This is a genomic window from Actinophytocola sp. (assembly GCF_050699915.1).
Lineage (GTDB): Bacteria > Actinomycetota > Actinomycetes > Mycobacteriales > Pseudonocardiaceae > Actinophytocola.
In genome coordinates, this window is record NZ_JBOHGA010000059.1 from 1 (window position 1) to 22,608 (window position 22,608).

Here is a 22,608-nt window from a genome sequence, read left to right on the forward strand (position 1 = left end):
GCGGCCGCCGGTCGTCGGCCTGCTGGCCGCCGCGGTTCGAGCCGTCGCTGCCGTTGCCTCTCGACGGCGTGGCCCGCTCGCGGCTCACCGGTTCCTGCGGCGGCATGTCGTTCCCGATCGCCTGTGCCGGCCATGACTCCTGTGTGGACCACGACTCCGGGAACGCCCACGATCCCTGCGTCGCCCATGGCTCCTGTGAGGACAGTGGCTCCTCGGACGGCCAGCGGACCGTCGGCTCGGCGAAGTCGTCCGGCCAGCCGCGCCGGTTCTGGGTGTGCACCGGCCCGGTCGTCGTCGACGGGTCCTCCTGGTTCAGCCGCTCCCGACGCGGCCTGGGCAGGTTCGGCCTCGACTCCGAGGCCAGCCCGTTCGGCGGCACGCCCTCACCGGGCATCGACGCGATGAGCGCGGACCGCACCAGCACGATCGCCCTGATGCCGCCGTACGCGGAGTCCACCAGCGTGACGGTGATGCCGTGCCGCGCGGCCAGCTGGGACACCACGAACAGGCCGAGCCGGGCCTCCTCGGACAGCGACATCACGCCGAAGTCCGGCGGGTCCGCGAGGAAGGCGTTGAGCTCCTCGCGCTCGTCGCGCGGGATGCCCAGGCCCTGGTCCTCGACCTCGATCACCACGCCCTTGCCGACCGAGTTGCCGCGCACCTCCACCCGCGAGTCCGGCGGGGAGAACGCCGTCGCGTTGTCCACGAGCTCGGCCAGCAGGTGGATGAGGTCGCCGACCACGGTCCCGGAGACCAACAGCTCGGGCAACCGGGTCGTGTGCACGCGCCGGTAGTGCTCGGTCTCGCCGATGGCGCTGCGCACGATCTCCAGCAGTGGCACCGGGTTGCGCCACTGCCGGCCCGGCCGCTCGCCGCCGAGAATGATCAGGTTCTCCGCGTTGCGCCGGGCGCGGGTGGCCAGGTGGTCGAGCTGGAACAGCGACTCCAGGTGCTCCGGGTCCTCCTGCTCGCTCTCGGCCTTGTCCAACACCTCTAGCTGGCGGCGCACGACGACCTGGCTGCGGTGCGCGATGTTCAGGAACACCGCCTTGACGCCGTTCTGGATCTCGGCCTCCTGCGCGGCCGCGGCGACCGCGGTGCGCTGGGCCTTGTTGAACGCCTCGGCGACCTGGCCCAGCTCGTCCGTGCCGTAGTCCAACGCCGGCACGTCGCGGGCGACGTCGATCTGCTCGCCGCCGCGCAGCCGGTTCACCATGCGCGGCAGGCGGACGTCGGCCAGCTCCAGCGTCTCGGCGCGCAGCCGCTTCATGCGCTTGACCACCCGGTTGGACAGTCGGGCCGCGACGAAGGCGGCCGCCAGCGTGAACAGCAGGATCGCGCCGCCACCGATCAGCGAGTTGCGGAACGTCTCGCGGCCGGTCTGGGCGGCGAAACCCTCGGCGTAGCGGTGGTGCTCGGAGTAGATGTCCAGCAGCTCGCCGTTGACCTCCGCCGACGCGGCCTGCCACTCGGCGATGCTGACGGGCAGGTTCCGGTCGTCCCGCTCATCCGGGGACGGTCGCGGCCCGCGCAGCAGCAGGGCCTTCTCCACGTCGCCCAGGGTCTTCCACGCCTTGGTGCCGATGAGGTCGGAGTAGCGCTCCTGCAGCGCCGGGGTCAGGATCGGCACCGCCGCCTCGAGCTCGGTGTGGTACCGGCCGACCTGGCGGGTGAACTCCTCGAACTCCTCGACCGTCAGCCCGCCGTTGGTGACGCCGCCGGCCGCCAGCGCGTGTCCGCGCGACATCGCGTCGGCGACGTCGTACAGCGTCGTGGCCGTCGACTCCTCGACCGCCGTGACCGAGTCGGGCGCGGTCTTCGCGATACCTTGCAGGCCCTGCTTCACGATGTCGACGGCCTGGTTGTAGAAGTCGTACACGTCCCTCGAGCTGGCCTGGCCGGAGTCGACGCCCTGACGGATCTGCGGGAGCTGGCCGAACACCTGCTGGGACGCGGCGATGGTCTCGCCGATGGCGTCCGGGTTGAGCTTGATGAGGTCTTCGTTCAGAGTCTGCAGGCCGCCCAGCAAGGTGTCGAGCTCCGTGCGCTGCTTCGCGAGCTCCGCGGCCGCCTTCTTGTCGCCGCCCATGTGCAGCAGGCTCAGCCGGCGTTCCTCCTCGACGAGCGAGGCCAGCTGGGTGCCGGGGGCGACGGTGGCCTGCATCGTCGTGGCCCATTCCTGGGCGTTGTATCCCTGGTAGACCAGATACCCGGACGCACCCACGCCGATGACCAGCAACGCCGCGCTGGGGATGAGCACGATGGCCAGCATCCGCAGCCTGATGCTCCGGCGCCTCCTGCCACTTCTGGCAAGCCTCACGAGAAACCCCGACTCCCTTATTGTCAGCGCGTTGGATCGGCTCGCCGGCCCAGGGCCCGGCGGCAATCTCCGAGGCACCCTAGTGGGTTAACACGTCGCGCCTGAACATACCAACCGTGTCATCCGCGACTACCGGCTGGTAGCCCGCGATCGGGCCGCCGCGGGCGCAAGAGGACGGTGCGCGTCCGTTTTCCCTGTTCGGGCACCGTTCCAGACCACGAGAACGTCCACAGTGGACGATCAGCACGCCTGGCGGGCGCGCCACCCTAGTGGGTCAACGCCTCGCTGTGAACCCTACTTTCGGTCAACATGCCGGTTAACCGCGACCGGAGGCGGAAGTTTGTTATTTCAACTATCCACTATTACCCAATTCGTCCGCATAACGGCTCCGAACTGGACGAACAAGTGCCGATCGGTGGTCCGCACATTCTCCTTCCGGGACCGGACCGGGAGTACTACTGTGCCGTGCTGAGCTTCTCCGGATCTCGATCGCGGCGTCAGGTGCCCACTTCGGTCGGATCGTTCAACCAGGGACGAGTCAGCAAGGACGGGAGTTTCCGTGACACAGTTCGACTACGTCATCGTCGGCGCAGGATCGGCGGGTTGTGTACTCGCCAACCGCCTCTCCGCGGATCCCGCTGTCAGCGTGCTGTTGGTCGAGGCAGGTGACCAGGACACCAACCCGCTCATCGCCATGCCCCGGGGATTCGGCCAGCTGTTGGGCGACCCGGACACCGCGTGGTTCTACCCCACCCGCCCGTTCGGACCCGCGCAGCAACCCGACTACTGGGTGCGGGGCAAGGTGCTCGGTGGTTCCAGTGCGGTCAACGGCCTGGTGTACAACCGCGGCCAGCGCGCCGACTACGACGCGCTCGAAGCCCTCGGCAACCCCGGCTGGGGCTGGGACGACATGTTGCCGGTCTTCAAGACCATCGAGGACAACTCCCTCGGCGCCTCCGAGGTGCGCGGCGCGGGCGGCCCGGTGCACGTCTCGACCCCCGAGGGCGGTGACCCGCTGCTCGAGGACGTGCTGACCGCGGGCACCGAGCTCGGCTGGCGGCGGATGCGCGACCTCAACGAGTCCGACGAGGAGCGCATCGGCTACGCGATGGCGACGATCCGCGACGGTCAGCGGGTCAGCGCCGCCGGCGCGTTCCTCCACCCGGTGCTGGACCGGCCCAACCTGACCGTCGCCGTACAGACGACCGTCGACCGGATCCTCGTCGACGGCGGCCGGGCGGTCGGCGTGCGGGGCCGGCAGGACGGGCAGGCCATCGAGGCTCAGGCCACCCGCGAGGTGATCCTCGCGACCGGCGCGCTCGCCACGCCCAAGCTCATGCAGCTCTCCGGCATCGGTCCCGCCGAGGTGCTGCGCGCCGCGGGCGTCGACGTCCTGGTGGACAGCCCGAACGTCGGCGGCCGGATGCTCGAGCACCGCGTGTTCTCGCTGCAGTTCCGGCTCGCGGAGGACATCGGGTACAACAAGATCCTCGCCACCGAGGAGGGCCAGGCGGCCGCGGCGGCCGAGTACCAGGCGACCGGCGGCGGGCCGCTGGCCGCGCCGTCGTTCGACCTCGTCGGGTTCTTCAAGTCCCGCCCGGAGCTGGACCGTCCCGACACCCAGATCCAGATCGCGCCGTTCTCGATGGCGCCGGCCGAGCCCGGCCAGCCCATGCAGGTGGAGCGGGAGCCAGGCATATGGTGCATCGGCTACATCCTGCGGCCGGACAGCGTCGGCGGCGTGCGCATCACCTCCACGGACCCCGACGGCATGCTGGACATCGACGCCAACTTCTTCGGCACCGAGCACGACCGCGGCACGGCGGTGGACATCTTCCGCGGCATGCGCCGGCTGTTCGCCACCGGGCCGCTGGCCAAGCGGATCGAGCACGAGACCGCACCCGGGCCCGCGGTGCAGACCGACCAGGAGATCCTCGACGCCGGCCTGACCAACGGCCTGTGCGGCTTCCATGCCGTCGGAACCTGCGCGATGGGCCCGAACGACGACGACGTGGTCGACTCGCAGCTGCGGGTCCGCGGGGTACGGAACCTGCGCGTCGTGGACGCCTCCGTGCTGCCGACCATGATCTCCGGCAACCTCAACGGACCGGTCATGGCGCTCGGCTGGCGCGCCGCCGACTTCATCCTCGGCGGCGCCTGATCGGACCTGCCCTGCTCAGACCTGCCAGGTGAGCGGCAGGTTCTCCAGCGAGCACACCGCGCCGCCGTCCGTGACGAGCTCGGTGCCCGGCGGCACCGAGTAGTCGCGGATGGCGGCGTGCCACTCGCGCAGCGCAGCGGTCAGCCCCTGGGTGGCGATGCGGGCGCCGAGGCAGCGGTGCGCGCCGAAGCCGAAGGCGACGTGGCTGGCCGCGTTCGCGCGGTCGAAGTCCGCCGCCGCCGGGTCCGCGTAGTGGTTCGGGTCCCGGCCGGCGAGCGCCAAGGACAGTAGAACCCGCTCGCCCGCCCGCATCCGGACCCCGGCGACCTCGGTGTCGCGCTTGGCCGTGCGGGCGATGCTGACGACCGAGTGCAGGCGCAGCAGCTCCTCGGCGGCACCGGCCGCGATCCCGGGCTCGGCGGCGAGCCGCTGCTGGTGCTCGGGATGCGCTGCCAGGTAACGGAAACTGAAGCTGACGGAGTTGGTCAACGTGTCCAGGCTGGCCATGCCCATCAGGAACGCGAGGTCCAGCGACTCCTGGCGGCTAAGCGGCCGGCCGTCCACCTCGGCCCGGGAGAGGAACTCCAGCAGACCGCTGCCCTCGCCGCGCCGGGTGCCGTCCAAATACTCGGAGATCGCTCGCTCCACATAGGACATGAACTCCTTGACCGCGCCGGCCCGGTCGGCGGGCCGGGCGTCCTGGAGCAGGTCGGCGGCCCACCGCGCGCAGGCCTGCGTCTCCTCCTCCGGCACGTCGAACAGCGCGGCGAACAAGGCGTTCTGCAGCGGGCGGGCGAAGTCCAGCACGAGGTCGCAGCGACCGGCCGGGGCGAGGCCCGCGACCAGCCGGGCGCACGCGTCCTCGACCGCCTTCGCAAGCGCCGCGCCCGCGCGCCCGTTCAGGCAGCGGGCCAGCAGCACCCGGTAGGCGCCGTGGTCCGGCGGGTCCAGCTCCACCGGCATCAGCGGGCGCGGCCAGCCGGCCGGCGGGATCGAGGTGTGCCGGCTGGAGAACGCGTCCGTGTCGCGCAGCACCGCGCGGATGTCGGCGTGGCGGGTGAGCACCCAGAAGCCGTCCAGCTCCGGGGTCCAGAACACCCGCTCGTCGCGGAACCGGTCGAACGCGGTGAACGGGTCCACGCGAACCGCGGGATCGCTGTGGTGGTTGAACTCCCGGACGGGGGCGTCGAGGTCGGACGGTGTCGGGCTCATGCTCCACTTCCTCCGTCGGCTTGGAAGGTGCCCGTCACGTCGCGCATGTCGTTGCCCACGTAGATGCCCACCGACCACTCGGTGAGGCGGATGAGCCCGACGGCGGGCAGGAAGTTCTCGGCTACCAGCGGGGCCAGGCGCTGCTCGACGGCCGCGATCCGGTTGGCGAGCTCGGTGCGCACCCAGTCCTCGGAGACGCCGTACATCAACACGTTGTTCTGACCGGGCTCGGACCGCTCCCGCTCGATCGTGGCCAGGTCGTTGGCCAGGCGGACCGCCACCGACGAGTCGTCCAGCGCCGGCGCGAGCACGTCCAGCCGCTTGGGGACCTCGTCGCCGCCGTAGGCGATCCACCGCGGCAGGTGCACCATCCACAGCGTGATGCTGTCGGCGTGGTCGAGGTACTCCTCGACGCCCGCGTCGGGCGGGTTGCCCCGCTCCCGCTCCGCGCCGACCACCCAGTCGTAGCGGTGGCCGCGCAGTACGCGGTCGACCTTCTCCTCCCACAGCGACGCGAGTGCCGGATAGCCGGGCAGCTCGGACAGTGCCTGTTGCCAGCCGGACAGGCTGGCCAGCAACGGGTCGCCGTCGTCGCGCCGCCCGGTGTGGACCACGGCCCGGCAGCGGTCGAGGAACGCGTCGAGGTCGGCGAGCTCGGTGACCTCGCGCTCGATGTAGTCGTCGAAGGCGTAGGTCCAGATGACCATGCGCGCCGGCAGCCGCAGCTGCTCCGCGGTGGCCCAGGGACCGACGATCGCCTCGCAGAAGGCCGCCCCGAGCAGCGGCAGCTGGTCCTCGCTGCCGGGCAGCTCCTCGGCCGCCCAGCCGCGCAGCTCGGCGAGGACCTTCGAGGTCAGCGTCACGATGGGCACGCACTGCCCGGCCGGCGCGTAGAGCTGGTCGGTCATTCGCCGGCCTCCCGGCTGACGACGCAGGCGGCGAGGACCGCGGCGCGGACGACCGTGGGCGGCGTGTAGAGGCCCTTGCCGATCCACAGCTCGACGTGGTCGGTGGTGTCGAGGTGCTCGCGCAGGTAGGCGTGCGCGCGCCGGCGAACGTCCGCGGGCAGCGGACCGTGGGCCGGCGCGAGCGCGTCCAGGCTGAGCACGGCGTACGCGGTCTCCTCGGCCGACCCGCCGGCGACGCCCCAGGAGCCGTCCGCGAGCTGGCCCTCCAGCAGCCACCGCCAGGTGCCGGCCAGCGTGTCGGCGGCCGCGGTGCCGGCGAGCCCGAAGACCGCCTGCGCGGTCGCGTAGTACGGCGACAGGTGCCACTTGTCGTACCACCAGGCCGACTCCTCGCGACTGTCCACAAGGAACGTCGTGGCCTTGGCGATCTGCGCCGCGAACCGGTCCGGCTGCTGGGCGAACGCCTCCAGCACCCGCGCGTTGGCGCTGACCGGTGCACCCCGCTCGTGGGCGAAGCCGACGAAGTGGTCGTCGGCCTCGAAGGACAGCAGGGACTCCAGCAGCGAGGTGGACTCGTAACCGAAGGCGTGCGACACGTTGGCGACCATGGCGGTGTCGTCGGAGTCCGGCACCGGGAACTCCGCGCTGACTCCCAGCGGCTCGCTCGTGTCGCCGGCCAGCGTCGCGAGGCGCTCGACGTGCTCCTTGGCGCTCGGCGGGACCAGCCCGGCGCGGCCGAGCAGGTAGATCACCCAGGACGGCTCGAACACGTTGATCGGGTAGATCTCCGGCATCCCGCCGCCGCCGGCCGAGCGGGCCGCCTCGTGCAGGTAGTCCAGCGCCGCCGGGTCCTTCGTCGACGCCCACAGCGCGCCGGTCGCGGCGGGGTTGTTGGCCATCGACCCGTTCGTCGCGGAGAACTTGGCCATCTCGGGCAGCGGGACGAGGTCGCCCAGCGCCTCCAGCGAGTACAGCAGTCCGGTCGGCTGCGCGGACAGCGCGCCGGGTGGCACGCGGGACAGCTTGTCGTCGCGCAGCCGCACCAGTTCCGTGAGCGAGTCGATCGCCAGCAGGTCCGCCGAGCGCGCCTGCTCCACCAGGTGGGGCGCGACCACCTCGAAGCCGATCGGCTCCCCGACCGCGCCCCGCCAGTCCGACGCGTGGTCGCGCAGGTAGTCCACGCCGGCGCGCACCGCGGTGGTGGCCCAGTCGGCCCCGTCGCCGCCGCGCACCTCGCACAGCGCCAGCACGGCGGCCACAGTGGACACCAGCCGGTCGTACGCGTTGGGCACCGAGCCGCCCCACGAGCCGTCGGCGTGCTGCCGGCTTCTCAACCACTCGCGGGCCTGCGGGAAAACCGGTTCGCCGTCGTCGTTCGTCAACCGCGCGGCCCACGAGGTCGAGTACGCCATCGCCGCCACCGGCCGCTCACCCAGCTCGCCGACGATCCGGTCCGCCTGCTCGATCGCCTTCTGCATCTACTTCCTTCCGTCGCCGATGACGTCTCAGTGATCGTTCAGTGGTCCCGATGCACGGCCAGCCGGGCCAGCTCGCCCAGCTCGGCGGTGGCTCGCGTGTCCAGCCCGACCTCCTCCAGGCACGCCAACGCGCGCGCCAGGTGCTCGTCCGCCTGCTGCTCCGTCCACACGCGACCGCCCGCCGACTCGATCAGCTCCGCGGCGCGCGCCAGCTCGGCGTCGGACAGCCGTTCCTCGCGCTGGTAGAGGTCGGCCAGCTCCTGCCCGATCGGGGTGCCGGAGGTCAGCGTGGCCACCACCGGCAGGGTCTTCTTGCGGTTGGCCAGGTCCGAGTACACCGCCTTGCCGGTCCGGCCGGGGTCGCCCCAGATGCCCAGCAGGTCGTCGACGAACTGGAACGCCAGCCCGACGTTGCGGCCGTATCCGCGCAGCCGGTCGACCTGTTCGGAGCTGCCGCCGCCGAAGATCGCGCCCAGGCTGCACGCGCCACCCAAGAGCGATCCGGTCTTGCCGACCGCCATCCGCATGCACTCGGGCAGCTCGACATCCTCCCGCGCCTCGAACGAGAGGTCCGCGCTCTGCCCGTCGACCAGCTCGTAGAGGACCGTGGACAGCGTGCGCATCCCGGTCCCGGTGGCCGGCCGCCCCGCCTCGGCGAGCACGTCGAAGGCCAGCGTCAGCAGCGCGTCGCCGGCGAGGATCGCCGTGCTGGAGCCGAAGACGGCCCAACTGGTCGGCCGGTGCCGGCGGGTCAGGTCGCGATCCATCACATCGTCGTGCAGCAGGGTGAAGTTGTGCACCAACTCCGCCGCGCACGCCGCCGGCAGCGCTCGCTCGGCGTCGCCGCCCACGGCCTGCGCGGCCAGCAGCACCAGCGCCGGCCGGACCGACTTGCCGCCATCGCCGCCCGGCCCGACGGACTCGCCGTGCTCGTCGCACCAGCCGAAGTGGTAACCGGCGACTCGCCGCATCGAGGCCGGCAATCGGTCCACCGCCGCTCGCAGGACCGGACCCACCAGTTCGCGGCTCCAAGCCAGAACCTCTGCCCCGGACCGGCTCGCGTCGATCTCGAGTGGTGCCATCTGGCCGACGCCCTCTCTCTCCAGTGTGTGGCCCGCCGCTCCCACGCGATCGCGCGCTCCTTGGTACACCATCCGTGACGCGCCCGATACCCGCAGTCGGACGGTTGTCCGCACACCACCGCCGTGCGGCAACGCGCCGCCCTCGCGCGAATGCCTGGGGCACAACGGTTTTCGATGCCGAAGTATCCCCATGTGACTCCCCCGACGCCGCACGCCTTCTTTGATCGTGCGCCTGTTGGCGCCTGCTGTTGCCAACCCGCCAGTGGTCAACTTACGGTGTTATATAACAGCGATATGGAGAGCTTGGGAGGCAGCGGTGACCGGATCACTGAGCGGCGCGGTTCGCGGCCACGCGGAGTCGACACCCGACGCGCCCGCGCTGGTGCACGGCGACGAGACCGTCACCTACGGCCGGCTGTACCGGCGGGCGACGCGGTTCGCCGAGAGCCTCGCCGGCAACCCCGACTCCCCGATCGGCCTGCTGGCCCCGAAGACCCCGGACGGCATCGCGCTCGTGCTCGGCTGCCTGCTGGCCCGGCGGCCGTTCGTGCTGCCCTCGCTGACGCTCGCCGAGCGCACCCGCGCCGACCTGTTCCGTGCGGCCGGCTGCGCCGCGGTCGTCTCGCCGGACGACTTCCCCGCGGACGTGGAGATCGGCGGGCACATCGCCCGGCGGCACGACCGCACGCCGCGGCCGGACGCCCGCACCTTCCACCTGACCACGTCGGGCTCGACCGGCGTGCCGAAGATCGTGCCGCTGACCGAGGGCGCCGTGGACCGGTTCACCGACTGGGCCGGCACCCGGTTCGACCTCGGCCCGGACAGCACGGTCCTCAACTACAGCCCACTCAACTTCGACCTGTGCCTGCTGGACATCTGGGCGACGCTCAAGCACGGCGGCCGTGTCGTCCTGGTCGACCCGGAGCGAGCCACCAACGCCCGCCACCTCGCCGGGCTGCTGCACCGGCACCGGGTCACGGTCCTGCAGGCCGTGCCGATGCCGTTCCAGCTGTTGGCCGGCGGCGGCGAGCTCCCTGGCGAGTTCCCAGACCTGCGGCACGTCATCGTCACCGGGGACGCGCTGCCCGCGCCGGCCCTCGCCGCGCTGCCCACGCTGTTCCCGGCCGCGCAGCTGTACAACCTGTACGGCTGCACGGAGACCAACGACAGCATGCTGCACCGCTTCGACCGGGACGCGCTGCCAACCGGTCGGGCCCCACTCGGCGAGCCGATCCCCGGGGTGTCGGTGGTCGTCGTCGACGACACCGGGGCCGTGGTGGACCGCGGCGGGACCGGCGAGCTGTACGTCAACACCCCGTTCCAGACGACCGGCTACCTCGACCAGACCCTCAACCCCGGCCGGTTCGTGCCACACCCGACCGGTGCCGACGACCGCCCGTACTACCGCACCGGCGATCTCGTCGAGGTAGACCCGAACGGCCGCCTGACCCTCATCGGGCGCACCGACTTCCAGGTCAAGGTGCGCGGCGTGCGCACCGACCTCGGCGAGATCGACCGCGTGCTCGCCGCCCACACCGACGTAGCCGAGGCCGTCACCATCGCCGTCCCCGACCCGGTCGCCGGCAACCGGCTGCACGCGATCTCCCGCCGCCGCCCCGGATCCGAGCTCACCGGGCTCGAGCTCCGGCGGTATCTGGCCGACCGGCTGCCACGCACCGCCATCCCCGCCACCCTCCAACTCACCGACGACGCCCTGCCCAGGACGTCGACGGGCAAGCCAGATCGACAGCACCTGCTGCACACCCTCACCCAGAAGGAAAACTCATGAGCAACATCGCAGTCATCACCGCCTTCGTCACCGACGAGTTCCTCCCCGGCAGCGACCCTGCCGAGCTGCCCGCGGACTACGACCTGCTGGCCACCGGCGTGGTCGACAGCCTCGGCCTGCTGAAGGTCATCGCCTGGCTGGAGGACCGGTTCTCACTCGCCGTCGACGACCTCGAGCTGGACCCGGACAGCTTCCGCACCGTATCCGCGATCGATGATTTCGTCGCCCGCGCCTTAGCGCCCGCGGGGGTTGGCTGACATGCGCGACATCGTGACCGCGGCGGTCCGCGGGGAACACGTGACCGCCGCGTCCTGGCACCGGTTCTGGGACGCGCTCGCGGACAAGCGGGTGGACCGCGCGGAGGCTGCGGCCCTGTTCGCCGCCCTCTCCGCGCGGCCGCCGGGACCGGTGACCGCGGACGGGTTCGTCACCTCGCTCGCGCAGCGGCGCACCACGCCGCCGCTGCGCCTGCCGGCCGCGGTGAACATCGTCGGCACCGGCGGCGGCCCGTCCACGGTGAACATCTCCACCGCGGCCGCCGTGGTGGCCGCGGCGACGGGGGTGCCGGTGCTCAAGACCGGCTCCCGCGCCGGCTCCGGCTCGGTCGGCTCGATCGACATCCTCGACCAGCTGGGCATCCCGCTGGCCCGCTCGGCCGGGGAGGCCACCGAACAGCTGCACCGGCACGGCATCGCGTTCGCCGGCCAGTTCGTCTACCCCACCGAGCTGACCCGGCTCGCCAGGACCGTGCTGCCGCTGGGCATGCGCGCCGTCGGCGGTCTGGTCAACACGCTCGGCCCGTTCCTGGCGAACGTGTCGACGGGTGCACAGCTCACCGGGATGTCAAACACCGCAACGCATTCCGCACTCCACAGGTTGGCCCACCACAAGCCGGGCACCAATATCTGGTTGTGTCACAACGAACTCGGCGCGGACGAGCTGCTCAGCGTCGTCCCGAACCAGGTGCACGACAACCGCGGCGGCTCGTTCGTCGTGGATCCGGCGGCGCTCGGTCTCGGCGGCGGCGAGCTGGCCGACCTGGGCAGGCCCGCGGATGAGGACCACGCCGACGGCTTCCGGGCGCTGCTCGCCGGGCACGCGCCGGCGGCGACCGTCGCCACGGTCTGCCTCAACGCGGCGGCACTCGCGGTGCTCGGCGGGGTCGCCCCCGGCTTCGCGGCGGGCGTCCGCGCGGCGCGGGCGGCGATCGACGACGGGGCCGCGCTGGACCTGGTCCAGCGGCTGTCCGCACGGACGCTCGTAGGAGCGGGAGGATCTCATGGCTGACGCCTTCTTCACCGGCCGCCGCCCCGGGCTCGCGGTGTTCCTCAACGCCGGCGACCCGCCGCTGCCCGTGCTGCGGGACGTGGTCCTCGCGCTGGACGAGCAGCGGGTGGACTGCCTGGAGCTCGCGGTCCCGTTCCCGAACTCGTTCACCGACGGACCGGTGGTCCGCCGCTCGGCCACCCGCGCGCTCGAACAGGGCGTGGACCTCGACCAGACCCTGCGGTTCGTCGCGTCGGTCGCGAGCGAGCTGCGACACCTGCGGATCGTCCTGCTCGCGGACTGGAGCCACACCGTGAAGCCGCGGTCGGTGAGCTGGTTCCTCGACCGGCTCGCGGCCGAGCCGGTGGACGGCGTGCTGCTGCACGGCCTGCCGCCGCGGCTGCGCACCGAGTACTACGACGCCGCCGCCGAGCGCGCCGTGCCCGTGGTCACCACCTGCTACGCCCAGTCGGCGCCGGAGATCCTCGCCGAGGCCGCCGACCGGGCCGGCGCCTACGTCTACCTGGTCGCCCGCTACGGCCGCAGCGGCACCCAGGCCGACCAGGACTTCACCGAGCTGCGCGGCACGGTCGAGCAGCTGCGCGCGACGGCGCCCGCGCAGGTCGCGGTCGGGTTCGGCGTGCGCGACCGGCACGACGTCGCCGCGATCGGGGAGCTCGGCGCGGACGCCGCCGTGATCGGCAGCGCCGCCGTCTCCCGCGTCGAGCACGCGCTGAGCGACCGGCTCGACCCGGTCACCGAACTGACCAACTTCGTCAGCGACCTGAAGCCGACCTGACCCGCCCCGAGGAGTAACCATGATCGTCCGTCACCTCTCCGATGTCCCGTCCGTCGACTGGGGCAACGGCCTGAGCCGCCGGTTCCTGCTCCAGGCCGACGGCATGAACTACACGCTCACCGACACCATCGTGCGGGCGGGCACCAAGTCCCGGCTGGAGTACCGCAACCACCTCGAGTCCTGCTACTGCATCGAGGGCAGCGGCGAGGTCCTCGACTTCGACGGCAACTCCTTCCCGCTCGAGCCGGGCACGCTGTACGCGCTCGACGAGCACGACCCGCACTTCCTGATCGCCTCCCCGGACGAGGACCTCCGCCTGGTGTGCGTGTTCAGCCCGGCGCTGCGCGGCGACGAGACGCACTCCCTGGACGCCGGCGAGTTCTCCAGCTACTGACCGCTCCCCGGGCAAGGTCCGCACGATCGCGGAAGAGCCGCGGGCGCAACGATGCGAGTCTGGAGCTCCGGATCAACAGGGAGAAACATGCCGACCTGGAGCCCCGAACAACGACACCTACGCGAGGCGCTGGCCGCGTGGTCGGCGGAGCTGTCCGCCGACCACGTGGCCGCCGACGCCGCCGGCCGGTTCCCGCACGCCAAGTGGAAGCTCATCCAGCAGACGGACCTGTTCCGGGTCCCGTTCGAGGAGCGTTTCGGCGGGCTCGGCCTGGACCTGCTCACCACGATGTACCTGTTGGAGGGACTCGGTTACGGCTGCCGCGACGGCGGGCTGAGCTTCTCCGTCTCCACGCACATGGTGAGCGTGGGAGTTCCCCTGCAGCGGTTCGGCAACGAGTCCCTCAAGGCCCGGTTCCTGCCGGCCATCTGCGACGGCGACCGGATCGGCGCGCACGCGATCACCGAGCCGGGGTCCGGTTCGGACGCGCTGGCCATGCGCACCGCCGCGCGCCGGGACGGCGACCACTGGGTACTCAACGGCAGCAAGACGTTCGTCAGCAACGGCGCGGTGGCCGACGTCTTCGTGGTGTACGCGCGCACCCATCCCGACGGCGGGCCGCTGGGCATCACGCCGTTCCTGGTGGAGCGTGACACGCCGGGCTTCGCGATCGGCGAGCCGATCCCGAAGATGGGGCTGCGCACGTCGCCGCTCACCGAGCTGTTCTTCGACGACTGCCGGGTGCCCGCCGGGCACGTCGTCGGCCGCCCCGGCGGCGGCTTCCTGGTGCTCGACCACGTGATGAAGTGGGAGATCCTCTGCTCGTTCGTGATCAACCTGGGCGAGATGGAGCACCGGCTCGAGCAGGTCGTGGACTACGCCAGGCAGCGGACCGCGTTCGGCTCGCCGATCGCGTCGTTCCAGGCCGTGTCGCACCGGATCGCGGACATGAAGGTCGGCGTGGAGACCACCCGCAAGTGGCTCTACGACACCGCGACGAAGTTCACCGCCGGCGAGAGCATCACCACCGACCTCGCGATCACCAAGCTGGTCGCCAGTGAGCAGAACGTCGCCTCGGCGATGGCGGCGGTGCAGCTGCTCGGCGGCAACGGCTACATGGCCGAGTACGGCGTGGAGAAGGACCTGCGCAACGCCGTCGCCGGCACCATCTACTCGGGCACCTCGGAGGTCCAGCGCACTCGGATCGCCAGCGCACTGGGTCTGGGCGGGAGCAGGGCGGCATGACGACCACCGGGGCCCAGCTGCGCGCGACCGAGTTCCTCGACTCCGACTCGGCCGAGGTCGCCGAGTTCGTCCGGCGCCGGGCTCCCGAGGAGCTGGGCGACCCGATGACCCGTGCCGTCGCGCTGTACCGCGCGGTCCGCGACCAGGTCAACTACGAGGTGTTCGGCGCCGACCTGTCCCGGGAGGGACTGCGGGCGAGCGGGGTGCTCGGCCGCGGCTCCGGGATGTGCCTGCACAAGTCGGTGCTCTACGCGGCGACGCTGCGCGCGATCGGCGTGCCGAGCCGGCTGCTGCTCACCGATGTGCGCAACCACCTGTCCTCCCCGCGGCTGCGCGAGCTGGTCGGCGGCGAGGTTTTCACCTACCACTGCCTCACGGTCGTCCACAACGGACAGAACTGGGTCCGGGCGACGCCGGTGTTCAACCGGATCCTGTGCCGGCTGTACGGCATCGCGCCGCTCGACTTCGACGGCGTGCACGACAGCCTGCACCACCCGTACGACCTCAAGGGCCGCAAGCACATGGAGTTCCTCACCGAGCACGGCGAGTTCGACGACCTCCCGTACGAACTCGTCCTCAACGGACTGCGTGCCGCCCACCCCGACCTCTTCGCCACCCCCACCAGCTTCGTCGCCGGAACGCTCGCCAACGACGCCGCCCGGCACGAGTCGACACAAGGAGAAGCAGCATGACCGGCCAGATCAAGTACCAGCTGAGCGAACGCGACATACCGACCACCTGGTACAACATCGCCGCGGACCTGCCCGGGCTCGAGCCCCTCCTGCACCCGGGGACGGGTGCGCCGATCACCGTGGACGACCTGGTCGGGATCATGCCGGAGACGCTGGCGCGCCAAGAGCTCAGCACCGAGCGCGACATCGAGATCCCCGAGCAGGTGCGCCAGCTGTACGCGCAGTGGCGGCCCTCCCCGCTGTACCGGGCCCGCAGGCTCGAGCAGGCGCTCGACACGCCCGCGAAGATCTACTACAAGTACGAGGGCGTCAGCCCGGCGGGCAGCCACAAGCCGAACACCGCGATCGCGCAGGCGTTCTACAACAAGGAGGCCGGCATCACCCGGCTGGTGACCGAGACCGGCGCCGGTCAGTGGGGCTCCGCACTGTCGTTCGCCGGGGCGCTGTTCGGGCTCGACGTGTCCGTCTACATGGTCAAGGTCAGCTACCACCAGAAGCCGTACCGCCGGCTGTTGATGGAGACCTACGGCGCCCGGTGCGTGCCCTCCCCGAGCACGGAGACCGCGGCGGGGCGGGCAATCCTCGCGGACGACCCGGAGTGCACCGGCAGTCTCGGCATCGCCACGTCGGAGGCGGTCGAGCTGGCGGCGGGCGACCCGCTCACCAACTACGCGGGCGGCAGCGTGCTCAACCACGTGCTGCTGCACCAGTCGGTGATCGGCCAGGAGACGCTCAAGCAGCTGGAGCTCGCCGGTGACCAGGCCGACGTCGTGATCGGTTGCGCGGGTGGCGGCAGCAACCTCGGCGGGCTCACCTTCCCGTTCCTCGGCGAGAAACTGGCCGGCCGGGCCCAGGTCCGCGTCGTGGCCGCGGAACCCGCCGCGTGCCCGACCCTGACCCAGGGCAAGTTCGCCTACGACTTCGGTGACACGGCCGGGCTGACCCCGTTGCTGCGGATGCACACCCTCGGCCACGAGTTCGTGCCGCCCGCGTTCCACGCCGGCGGGCTGCGCTACCACGGCATGGCGCCGCTGGTCAGCGGTGCGGTCGAGCAGGGCCTCATCGAGCCGGTCGCGGTCTCCCAGACCGACTGCTTCGCGTCCGGCCTGACCTTCGCGAAGTCGGAAGGCCTGGTGCCCGCCCCGGAGTCCACGCACGCGATTCACGCGGCGGTCACGGAAGCCTTGCGCTGCAAGGAGGAAGGCCGGCAGGAGACGATCGTCTTCGGACTGTCCGGGCACGGCTTCTTCGACCTCGGCGCCTACCAGGCCTACCTGGCGGGTGAGCTGCGTGACGACGCGTACGACCACGCCGGCGTGGCCGCCGCGCTGAGCAACCTGCCGTCCGTACCCGATGCGTGACCACCTGCCTCACCACGCGACCGGCGCACCCCTGCTGAAGGTGTGCGGCGCCACCAGCCGGGCCGACGTGGCGGCGCTCGCGTCCGGCGGCGCCGACCTGGTCGGCCTGTGGCACGGCGTCGCCGGCGGGCACGCCGACCTCGACCGCGTGCGGCTGGCCGAGCTTGCCGCGGCGACCGAGGCGGCGGGCCGCACGCCGGTGCTGGTCACGTTCGACCGGGACGCGGCCGCGGTGGCCGGCGCGATGCTCGAGGCCGGCATCGGCATCGTGCAGCTGCACGGCTACCAGCCGCCTCCGGTGGTTCGCGCCATCAAGGCCGCGGTCGACGGGGCGACCGTGGTCAAGGTGTTGCACGTGGCCGGGTCCGAGTGCCAGGAGGAGCGGCTGCTGCGGTCCTACCGGCGGGCGGGCACGGACGTGTTCCTGCTGGACGCCGTCGGCCCGCGGGGCGAGGTCGGCAGCACCGGGCGGGAGCTCGAACCGGCCGTAGCACGTGCGGTCGCGGACGCGGCGATGGCGCCGTTCCTGCTCGCCGGCGGGATCTCCGCGGCCAACGCCGAGCGGTTCGCCGCCGTCCGGGCCCATCCCGGCTTCCTCGGCGTCGACGTGGACTCCGCCGCGCGCGACGCGGCCGGCCGGTTCGCGGCGACCCGGGTGGCGGCGATCCACCGGGCGTGGGACCGGCGCGAACGCTGGCAGGTCGCGGCATGACCGTGTTCGCGAAGGCGCTCGCCACCGCCCGGGTGCCGGTCATCGGGGAGATCAAGCTGAAGTCGTCCGCCGGCGTGCCGCTGCTCGGCGACCGGTCGGTCGAAGAGGTGCTCGACGCGTACCGGGACAGCGGGATCGGGTGCGTCTCGGTGGTGACCGGCCGCTGGTTCGGCGGCACCGCCGACCTCCTGCCGCGGGTGGCCGAGCACACCGGGCTTCCCGTGCTGCAGAAGGACTTCCTCACCCGGAAGTCCCAGCTGCGGGCGGCCGCCGACCAGGGCGCGTCCGCGGTGCTGCTGACGGCGGGACTGCTACCGGCCGACGTGCTGAACCGGCTGGCCGAGTCGGCACTCGCGCTCGGGCTCACCCCGTTCGTGGAGGTCGTGGACGAGCGCGAGGTGGCCGCGCTGCGCTTTCCCGAGGAGTGCGTGGTCGCGGTGAACAACAAGGACATCGCCAACCGCGAGCGCGACCCGGGCGACCTGGACCGCAGCGTGCGACTGCTGGCCGCACTGCAAGCCGTCCGCGCCGGCTGTGCGGTCAGCGCCAGCGGGATCACCAGCCCGGCCGCGGGCGCGCGACTGATCGCGGCGGGCTACACCGGGCTGCTGGTCGGCACCGGGCTGCTCACCGCGGCGAGTCCCGGCGCGTGGCTTGCCGAGCTCGGGCGGTGCCTGCGGTGACCGGCAACCCGGGGACCTCGCTGCGCGCCGCGCTGGACACGGTGCCGGCGGCCGAGCGCGCCGCGCACGTCGACTGCGTGTCCCCGGACGACATCGCGGCCCACTACGCCACGCACTACGCCGGGATTCCGGCGAACTCCGCCGCCCGCGACGAGAAGGTCGTTACCTACCGGGCGGAAGGCTCGGCGATGCCGGTGATCATCGGGGCGTACGGCAGCGAGCGGCGGGTGCGGTCGTGGCTGCCCGGCCTGCCCGCGCGCACCAGCGCCACCGCGGTCGCCGGTCTGCTCGACGCCGCGCGGCCGACCCACCGGGTGCCCACCGCGCCCTGTCAGCGACTCGTTTCGTCCGATGTGGACATTTGGACGTTGCCCGCGCTGCGCGCCACTCCTCGGGACGCGGGCCGCTACCTGACCCTGGGCGTGGTGTACGCCCGCGACCCGCGCACCGGGGCGACCGCGCTGTCGACCCACCGCATGCTGCTCACCGGCCGGGACCGCCTGGCGATCTGGATGCTGCCGAGCCGCCGGCTGCGCGCGCTGCACGAGGCCGCGGTGCGCGCGGGCGAGCGGCTGGCCGTGTCGGTCAACATCGGCGCGCCGCCCGCCGTGGTGATCGCCTCGGCGCTGACCACGGACCTGCTCCCGGTGGACAAGCTGGCGGTCGCCGGCGCGCTGGCCGGCGAGGCGATCGCGCTGGCGGACGCGGTCAGCCAGGACACCGAAGTGCTGGCCGAGTCGGAGATCGTGCTGGAAGGCCACCTCGACGAGGCGCTGACGGCCGAGTCGTTGAACGGCCCGCCGGACGTGTCGATGCCGGAGTTCCTCGGCTACGACGGCGACGCGCGCGACGAGCTCCCGGTGATCACGGTGACCGCGTTGACCACCCGGCGGGATCCGCGCTACCAGGCGGTGATCGGCCCCGGTCGGGAGCAGTCGATCATCCTCGGCCTGGCCGGCGCGCTGTCGGTCGCCACGGGCTCCGATCCCGAGCTGGACGTCGACCTCGACCTGGTCCACGACGTCCACCTCTCGCCCGCCGGCGGTGGCATGCTCACGCTGTTCCTGGCCGTGCGCAAGCGATCCGGGCGCGACGACGAGCGGCTCGCTCCTCTCGCCCGGCGGATCTTCGACCGGCACCCGTTCGTCAAGCTGGTCGTGTGCGCCGACGACGACGTCGACGTGCGGTGCGCCGAGGACGTCTGGTGGGCGGTCACCACGCGCGGGAACGTCGGCGCCGCCACCACGTTTCCCGGGTACCGGCCGCTGGCCATGGACCCGTCGCAGACCGCCGCCTGGGCCGTCGCCAAGGGGTTGCCGGCGGGCGAGAGCGAGCGGACACTGATCGACGCCACGGTGCCGTACGCGCTGCGGGACTCGGTGCGGCGCAGCTTTTCCCCGCGGGCGGAGGGGGCGCTGCGATGAGGATCGTCGTCGGCATCACCGGTGCAACCGGGTCGATCATCGGCATCCGGCTGCTGCAGGCCTTGGGGGCGATGGACGTGCAGACTCACCTGGTGCTCAGCCGGTGGGGCCGGGCGACGCTGGAGCTGGAGACCGGCTACTCCGCCCGCGAGGTGGCCGAGCTGGCCGACCACGTGCACCCGCCCGGCGACGTGACCGCGGTGATCGCCAGCGGCTCGTTCCGCACGGACGGCATGGTGATCGCGCCGTGCAGCATGAAGACGCTCGCCGCGATCCACAGTGGATACGGCGAGGGGCTGGTCCCGCGGGCCGCCGACGTGACGCTCAAGGAGCGCCGCAAGCTGGTGCTGGTGCCGCGGGAGTCGCCCCTGTCGGAGGTCCACCTGCGGAACATGCTCGGCCTCGCCCGGCTCGGTGTGGTGATCTCCCCGCCGATGCCGGCCTTCTACCTGAAGCCGGACTCCGTCGAGGACATCGTCGACCACGTAGTCGGCCGGGTGCTCGACCAGTTCGGCCTCGAGCTGCCGGACCTGCCGCGATGGACCGGCCGAACGAAAGCGAACCGAGACGGAGGCGCGCCATGGACGTGAGCATCCCGCCGCCCGCAACGCTTGCCCTGTTCGCGGGCACGGCGTTCCTGCTGGTGATCGTGCCGGGGCCGAACATGCTGTTCATCCTGAGCAAGGGCATCATCAGCGGCCGCCGCGCGGCGTTCGCCTCCGCGTTCGGGGTCGAGCTGGGCACGCTGGTGCACGTCGTCGGCACGGTGATCGGGATCTCGGCGCTGATCGCCGCGTCCCCGGTCGCCTTCAACATCCTGAAGTACGCCGGCGCCGCGTACCTGCTCTACCTCGCCTGGGGGGCGTTCCGTGCCCAGGGCAGCGGTTTGTCGCGGGAGGTGCCCGACCAGACGCTGCTGCGCACGCTGGGCAGCGCCGCGCTGGTGAACGTGCTCAACCCGAAGGTCGCGCTGTTCTTCCTCGCGCTGTTCCCACAGTTCATCGCGCCGGAGCTGGACTCGGTGCCCAGCCAGGCGCTGATCCTGGGTTTGGTGTTCTTCCTCATCGCGCTGGCGCTGGACCTGCTGTACGCCGCCGGCTCGGTCGCGGTCGGCCGCTGGCTGGACCGCAACCCGCGGTTCCACTTCTGGCAGCGCCTGCTGTCCGCCGCCACCCTGCTGGCCCTGGCCGTCTTCGCCGCCCTGGCGTAGGCCCGGGCTAGCGGAAGTACGCCTGCGCGTCCCGGTTCCACGCCAGCAGGCCGATGACGAGCAGGCCGAGCCCGATGGAGACCAAGGAGCCCTCGTCGAAGTCGATCACGTTGAGCGCGATACTGATCGACAGCAGCACGATGGCGGTGATCCGCGCGCCGTTGCTGCCGCCCAGGATCTTGGTCGCCAGCACGATGTACAGCACGGAGAAGCCGACCAGCAGCAGGGTCACCACAGTGGCGAGCCCGCTCGCGGCCACGCCGGCGGTGAGCAGCAACAGTCCGCCGAGGAGGCCGAAGCCGGCGAACACGTACAGCAGCACGGACGCGGCGGTGACCACGCTCGGCCGCGTCATGGGGTAGTCGATGCCCATCGGCTCAGATGTCGAGGTTTCGGCGGGTGTCTTCGGCGCTCTGGTCGCCGCCGACCTGGCTCTCGTTCAGGAACGGGCTGCCCTCCAGGGCCTCCTGGTACTCCTCGTTCGCCTCGCGGGAGGCTCCCTTGGCGATGCCGGCGGCCGACTTGATGCCGATGCCGGTCGCCAGCGGGCCGACGCCGGCCGCCGTCCCGAACGTCGTCGTGATCACGCGGCGGCTCGGCACGAACACCGCCCGGTCGGTCACCCGGCCGACGACCGGGGTGACCCGCTTGCCGGCCTCGACGACCTTGCCCACGCGGAACTTCTCGGTGATCCGCTCGATCTTTCCGGAGAACTTCACCAGGAACGTCATGAACTCGTCGAGCAGCTTGCCGAACTTGCCCAGGTGCCGGGTGACCTTGGCGAACACGCTGGCGGCCTTGGCGATGGACGCGGTCATCGCCGCGGCGACCGAGCCGCCGAGGGTGATGACCGACGAGGCGAGCGCGGGGAGCCAGATCGTGATCAGCCAGGACACCAGCTCCGAGATGATCGCCTTGATGACCTCCTCGATGACGACCATCACCGTCGACCACATCTGAAGCACCTCGGCGACCGAGCCCGCGCTCGAGCCGAGGCCGCGGATGCCGGTCGAGAAGTCGCCCAGTGCCGCGCGGGCCGCGTCACCGGCGTCGTTCAGCCAGTCCTTCAGCGCCTCGTCGCCGGTGGACTCGAAGTCGTCCGCGAGCGCGACGAAGCCCTCGGCGATCGTGACGAAGTTGTCCGACGCGTGCCCGATGGCGGGGCCGTCGCCGCTGACCTGGTGCAGCGCGTCCTGCAGCGGCTGGACGAGCTCGAGCAGCATGTTCAGCCCATGGCTGACCAGCCAGCCGATCGGGTCCAGGGCGAAGAACGTCACGTCCACCGCGGCGCTGGACACGAACTGCGCCCCGTCGCCCACCAGCTTCCCGGACGCCGCCGCGATGTCGCCGAAGTCCTCGGCCTGACCGATCTCCTGGGCGTGCTCGGCGATGGACTTGCCCGACTTCCACACGTTGCCGACGATCGGGGTGGCCTCCGCCGCCCGGTCGGCGTTCGCGGCGAACCCCTCGTCGTACTCGGTCACGTTCAGCGCGTCGGCGATGCTCTGCTTCGGTTCGGTCATCGTGTTCCCGTCACCTCGGACCGTCGATATTGGCCTCGTACTGGCCGAACTCAATCACCTTGTCGTCCTCGTTGCCCTGGTAGACGGAGACGGAGTCGGTGACCTTCGTGGTGAGGTCGCCGACGCCCTCCTTCATCTCCGCCAGCAGCGACCGGAGCTCGGTCAGCCGGTCGGTGTAGGACTGCTTGGCCCAGATGCCGATCAGGCCCCACGCCTCGTTGGTCACGTCCGCCTGGTCGATGACCGCGCCGAACCGGTCCGCCTCGGACGAGTAGTAGCCGAGCTGGCTCGAGTAGCTCGTCAGCGCGGACAGGTCGACATGCGTCCCGTCGGGGTTCGTCATCTGCGT

Annotated in this window: 22 protein-coding genes; 14 read left to right on the top strand and 8 right to left on the bottom strand. The window is 71.7% G+C overall.

Annotated features, from left to right (window positions below; genetic code table 11):
- On the bottom strand, positions 1–2,272 hold a 2,272-nt coding region (locus ACRDSK_RS13400; RefSeq protein WP_431440882.1), incomplete at its 3' end, for a sensor histidine kinase.
- Positions 2,273–2,879: 607 nt separating this feature from the next.
- Here ACRDSK_RS13400 and ACRDSK_RS13405 point away from each other — a divergent pair.
- Positions 2,880–4,481 (top strand): GMC family oxidoreductase, encoded by a 1,602-nt coding sequence (locus tag ACRDSK_RS13405; protein ID WP_431440884.1) that lies wholly within the window; start codon positions 2,880–2,882, stop codon positions 4,479–4,481.
- A 15-nt stretch (positions 4,482–4,496) separates the two neighbouring features.
- On the opposite strand, the gene ACRDSK_RS13410 is transcribed toward ACRDSK_RS13405, so the two are convergent.
- The 4 genes from ACRDSK_RS13410 to ACRDSK_RS13425 are packed head-to-tail and all read right to left on the bottom strand — an operon-like array spanning position 4,497 to position 9,161.
- On the bottom strand, positions 4,497–5,693 hold the full coding sequence (locus tag ACRDSK_RS13410) for a cytochrome P450 (RefSeq protein WP_431440886.1): 1,197 nt from the start codon (positions 5,691–5,693) through the stop codon (positions 4,497–4,499).
- Positions 5,690–6,601 (bottom strand): terpene synthase family protein, encoded by a 912-nt coding sequence (locus ACRDSK_RS13415; RefSeq protein WP_431440887.1) that lies wholly within the window; start codon positions 6,599–6,601, stop codon positions 5,690–5,692. Before ACRDSK_RS13415 ends, ACRDSK_RS13410 begins: the two co-directional genes overlap by 4 nt.
- Positions 6,598–8,079, bottom strand: a complete 1,482-nt coding sequence (locus tag ACRDSK_RS13420) for a hypothetical protein (protein WP_431440888.1) — start codon at positions 8,077–8,079, stop codon at positions 6,598–6,600. Before ACRDSK_RS13420 ends, ACRDSK_RS13415 begins: the two co-directional genes overlap by 4 nt.
- A gap of 38 nt (positions 8,080–8,117) precedes the next feature.
- On the bottom strand, positions 8,118–9,161 hold the full coding sequence (locus tag ACRDSK_RS13425) for a family 2 encapsulin nanocompartment cargo protein polyprenyl transferase (RefSeq protein ID WP_431440890.1): 1,044 nt from the start codon (positions 9,159–9,161) through the stop codon (positions 8,118–8,120).
- A 316-nt stretch (positions 9,162–9,477) separates the two neighbouring features.
- On the opposite strand from ACRDSK_RS13425, the gene ACRDSK_RS13430 reads away from it, so the two are divergent.
- From ACRDSK_RS13430 to ACRDSK_RS13490, 13 genes are all read left to right on the top strand, one after another.
- Complete coding sequence (locus ACRDSK_RS13430) at positions 9,478–10,950, top strand: AMP-binding protein (RefSeq protein ID WP_431440891.1); 1,473 nt, start codon at positions 9,478–9,480, stop codon at positions 10,948–10,950.
- Entirely contained in the window at positions 10,947–11,207 is a 261-nt protein-coding gene (locus tag ACRDSK_RS13435) for a phosphopantetheine-binding protein (RefSeq protein WP_431440892.1), read from the top strand. The genes ACRDSK_RS13430 and ACRDSK_RS13435 overlap by 4 nt, the downstream gene beginning before the upstream one ends.
- A 1-nt stretch (position 11,208) precedes the next feature.
- Positions 11,209–12,237, top strand: coding sequence for a hypothetical protein (locus ACRDSK_RS13440; RefSeq protein ID WP_431440894.1), 1,029 nt, complete (start codon positions 11,209–11,211; stop codon positions 12,235–12,237).
- Positions 12,230–13,015, top strand: coding sequence for a tryptophan synthase subunit alpha (gene trpA, locus ACRDSK_RS13445; RefSeq protein WP_431440896.1), 786 nt, complete (start codon positions 12,230–12,232; stop codon positions 13,013–13,015). Before ACRDSK_RS13440 ends, trpA begins: the two co-directional genes overlap by 8 nt.
- A gap of 19 nt (positions 13,016–13,034) precedes the next feature.
- Positions 13,035–13,409, top strand: coding sequence for an ectoine synthase (locus ACRDSK_RS13450; RefSeq protein ID WP_431440898.1), 375 nt, complete (start codon positions 13,035–13,037; stop codon positions 13,407–13,409).
- An 87-nt stretch (positions 13,410–13,496) separates the two neighbouring features.
- Positions 13,497–14,654 carry an acyl-CoA dehydrogenase family protein gene (locus ACRDSK_RS13455; protein WP_431440900.1) on the top strand — a complete coding sequence of 386 codons (1,158 nt, stop codon included), beginning with the start codon at positions 13,497–13,499 and terminating at the stop codon, positions 14,652–14,654.
- On the top strand, positions 14,651–15,346 hold the full coding sequence (locus tag ACRDSK_RS13460; protein WP_431440902.1) for a transglutaminase-like domain-containing protein: 696 nt from the start codon (positions 14,651–14,653) through the stop codon (positions 15,344–15,346). The genes ACRDSK_RS13455 and ACRDSK_RS13460 overlap by 4 nt, the downstream gene beginning before the upstream one ends.
- The gene (locus tag ACRDSK_RS13465) at positions 15,343–16,707 is read left to right on the top strand and encodes a TrpB-like pyridoxal phosphate-dependent enzyme (RefSeq protein WP_431440904.1); all 1,365 of its coding nucleotides are present in this window, start codon (positions 15,343–15,345) and stop codon (positions 16,705–16,707) included. Before ACRDSK_RS13460 ends, ACRDSK_RS13465 begins: the two co-directional genes overlap by 4 nt.
- Positions 16,700–17,419: a hypothetical protein gene (locus ACRDSK_RS13470; protein ID WP_431440906.1), complete on the top strand. Its 720-nt coding sequence runs from the start codon at positions 16,700–16,702 to the stop codon at positions 17,417–17,419. Before ACRDSK_RS13465 ends, ACRDSK_RS13470 begins: the two co-directional genes overlap by 8 nt.
- The gene (locus ACRDSK_RS13475) at positions 17,416–18,102 is read left to right on the top strand and encodes a hypothetical protein (protein ID WP_431440907.1); all 687 of its coding nucleotides are present in this window, start codon (positions 17,416–17,418) and stop codon (positions 18,100–18,102) included. The genes ACRDSK_RS13470 and ACRDSK_RS13475 overlap by 4 nt, the downstream gene beginning before the upstream one ends.
- Positions 18,099–19,526, top strand: a complete 1,428-nt coding sequence (locus ACRDSK_RS13480) for a UbiD family decarboxylase domain-containing protein (protein ID WP_431440909.1) — start codon at positions 18,099–18,101, stop codon at positions 19,524–19,526. The genes ACRDSK_RS13475 and ACRDSK_RS13480 overlap by 4 nt, the downstream gene beginning before the upstream one ends.
- Positions 19,523–20,116 carry a UbiX family flavin prenyltransferase gene (locus ACRDSK_RS13485; RefSeq protein ID WP_431440910.1) on the top strand — a complete coding sequence of 198 codons (594 nt, stop codon included), beginning with the start codon at positions 19,523–19,525 and terminating at the stop codon, positions 20,114–20,116. The genes ACRDSK_RS13480 and ACRDSK_RS13485 overlap by 4 nt, the downstream gene beginning before the upstream one ends.
- Positions 20,107–20,736, top strand: a complete 630-nt coding sequence (locus ACRDSK_RS13490) for a LysE family translocator (protein WP_431440912.1) — start codon at positions 20,107–20,109, stop codon at positions 20,734–20,736. The genes ACRDSK_RS13485 and ACRDSK_RS13490 overlap by 10 nt, the downstream gene beginning before the upstream one ends.
- A 7-nt stretch (positions 20,737–20,743) precedes the next feature.
- On the opposite strand, the gene ACRDSK_RS13495 is transcribed toward ACRDSK_RS13490, so the two are convergent.
- The 3 genes from ACRDSK_RS13495 to ACRDSK_RS13505 are packed head-to-tail and all read right to left on the bottom strand — an operon-like array spanning position 20,744 to position 22,602.
- Positions 20,744–21,109, bottom strand: a complete 366-nt coding sequence (locus tag ACRDSK_RS13495; RefSeq protein ID WP_431440913.1) for a hypothetical protein — start codon at positions 21,107–21,109, stop codon at positions 20,744–20,746.
- A 4-nt stretch (positions 21,110–21,113) separates the two neighbouring features.
- A complete protein-coding gene (locus ACRDSK_RS13500) occupies positions 21,114–22,259 on the bottom strand; it encodes a hypothetical protein (protein ID WP_431440915.1) in 1,146 nt (381 codons plus the stop codon).
- Between the two features lie 10 nt (positions 22,260–22,269).
- On the bottom strand, positions 22,270–22,602 hold the full coding sequence (locus tag ACRDSK_RS13505) for a hypothetical protein (RefSeq protein WP_431440917.1): 333 nt from the start codon (positions 22,600–22,602) through the stop codon (positions 22,270–22,272).
- Positions 22,603–22,608 lie beyond the last annotated feature (6 nt).

Excerpts from the sequence above, each read along its gene's own strand:
- ACRDSK_RS13410 (WP_431440886.1), bottom strand. The coding sequence starts at position 5,693 with ATGAGCCCGACACCGTCCGACCTCGACGCCCCCGTCCGGGAGTTCAAC.
- ACRDSK_RS13415 (WP_431440887.1), bottom strand. The coding sequence starts at position 6,601 with ATGACCGACCAGCTCTACGCGCCGGCCGGGCAGTGCGTGCCCATCGTG.
- ACRDSK_RS13420 (WP_431440888.1), bottom strand. The coding sequence starts at position 8,079 with ATGCAGAAGGCGATCGAGCAGGCGGACCGGATCGTCGGCGAGCTGGGT.
- ACRDSK_RS13425 (WP_431440890.1), bottom strand. The coding sequence starts at position 9,161 with ATGGCACCACTCGAGATCGACGCGAGCCGGTCCGGGGCAGAGGTTCTG.
- ACRDSK_RS13435 (WP_431440892.1), top strand. The coding sequence starts at position 10,947 with ATGAGCAACATCGCAGTCATCACCGCCTTCGTCACCGACGAGTTCCTC.
- ACRDSK_RS13440 (WP_431440894.1), top strand. The coding sequence starts at position 11,209 with ATGCGCGACATCGTGACCGCGGCGGTCCGCGGGGAACACGTGACCGCC.
- trpA (WP_431440896.1), top strand. The coding sequence starts at position 12,230 with ATGGCTGACGCCTTCTTCACCGGCCGCCGCCCCGGGCTCGCGGTGTTC.
- ACRDSK_RS13450 (WP_431440898.1), top strand. The coding sequence starts at position 13,035 with ATGATCGTCCGTCACCTCTCCGATGTCCCGTCCGTCGACTGGGGCAAC.
- ACRDSK_RS13455 (WP_431440900.1), top strand. The coding sequence starts at position 13,497 with ATGCCGACCTGGAGCCCCGAACAACGACACCTACGCGAGGCGCTGGCC.
- ACRDSK_RS13460 (WP_431440902.1), top strand. The coding sequence starts at position 14,651 with ATGACGACCACCGGGGCCCAGCTGCGCGCGACCGAGTTCCTCGACTCC.
- ACRDSK_RS13465 (WP_431440904.1), top strand. The coding sequence starts at position 15,343 with ATGACCGGCCAGATCAAGTACCAGCTGAGCGAACGCGACATACCGACC.
- ACRDSK_RS13470 (WP_431440906.1), top strand. The coding sequence starts at position 16,700 with ATGCGTGACCACCTGCCTCACCACGCGACCGGCGCACCCCTGCTGAAG.
- ACRDSK_RS13475 (WP_431440907.1), top strand. The coding sequence starts at position 17,416 with ATGACCGTGTTCGCGAAGGCGCTCGCCACCGCCCGGGTGCCGGTCATC.
- ACRDSK_RS13485 (WP_431440910.1), top strand. The coding sequence starts at position 19,523 with ATGAGGATCGTCGTCGGCATCACCGGTGCAACCGGGTCGATCATCGGC.
- ACRDSK_RS13490 (WP_431440912.1), top strand. The coding sequence starts at position 20,107 with ATGGACGTGAGCATCCCGCCGCCCGCAACGCTTGCCCTGTTCGCGGGC.
- ACRDSK_RS13495 (WP_431440913.1), bottom strand. The coding sequence starts at position 21,109 with ATGGGCATCGACTACCCCATGACGCGGCCGAGCGTGGTCACCGCCGCG.
- ACRDSK_RS13500 (WP_431440915.1), bottom strand. The coding sequence starts at position 22,259 with ATGACCGAACCGAAGCAGAGCATCGCCGACGCGCTGAACGTGACCGAG.
- ACRDSK_RS13505 (WP_431440917.1), bottom strand. The coding sequence starts at position 22,602 with ATGACGAACCCCGACGGGACGCATGTCGACCTGTCCGCGCTGACGAGC.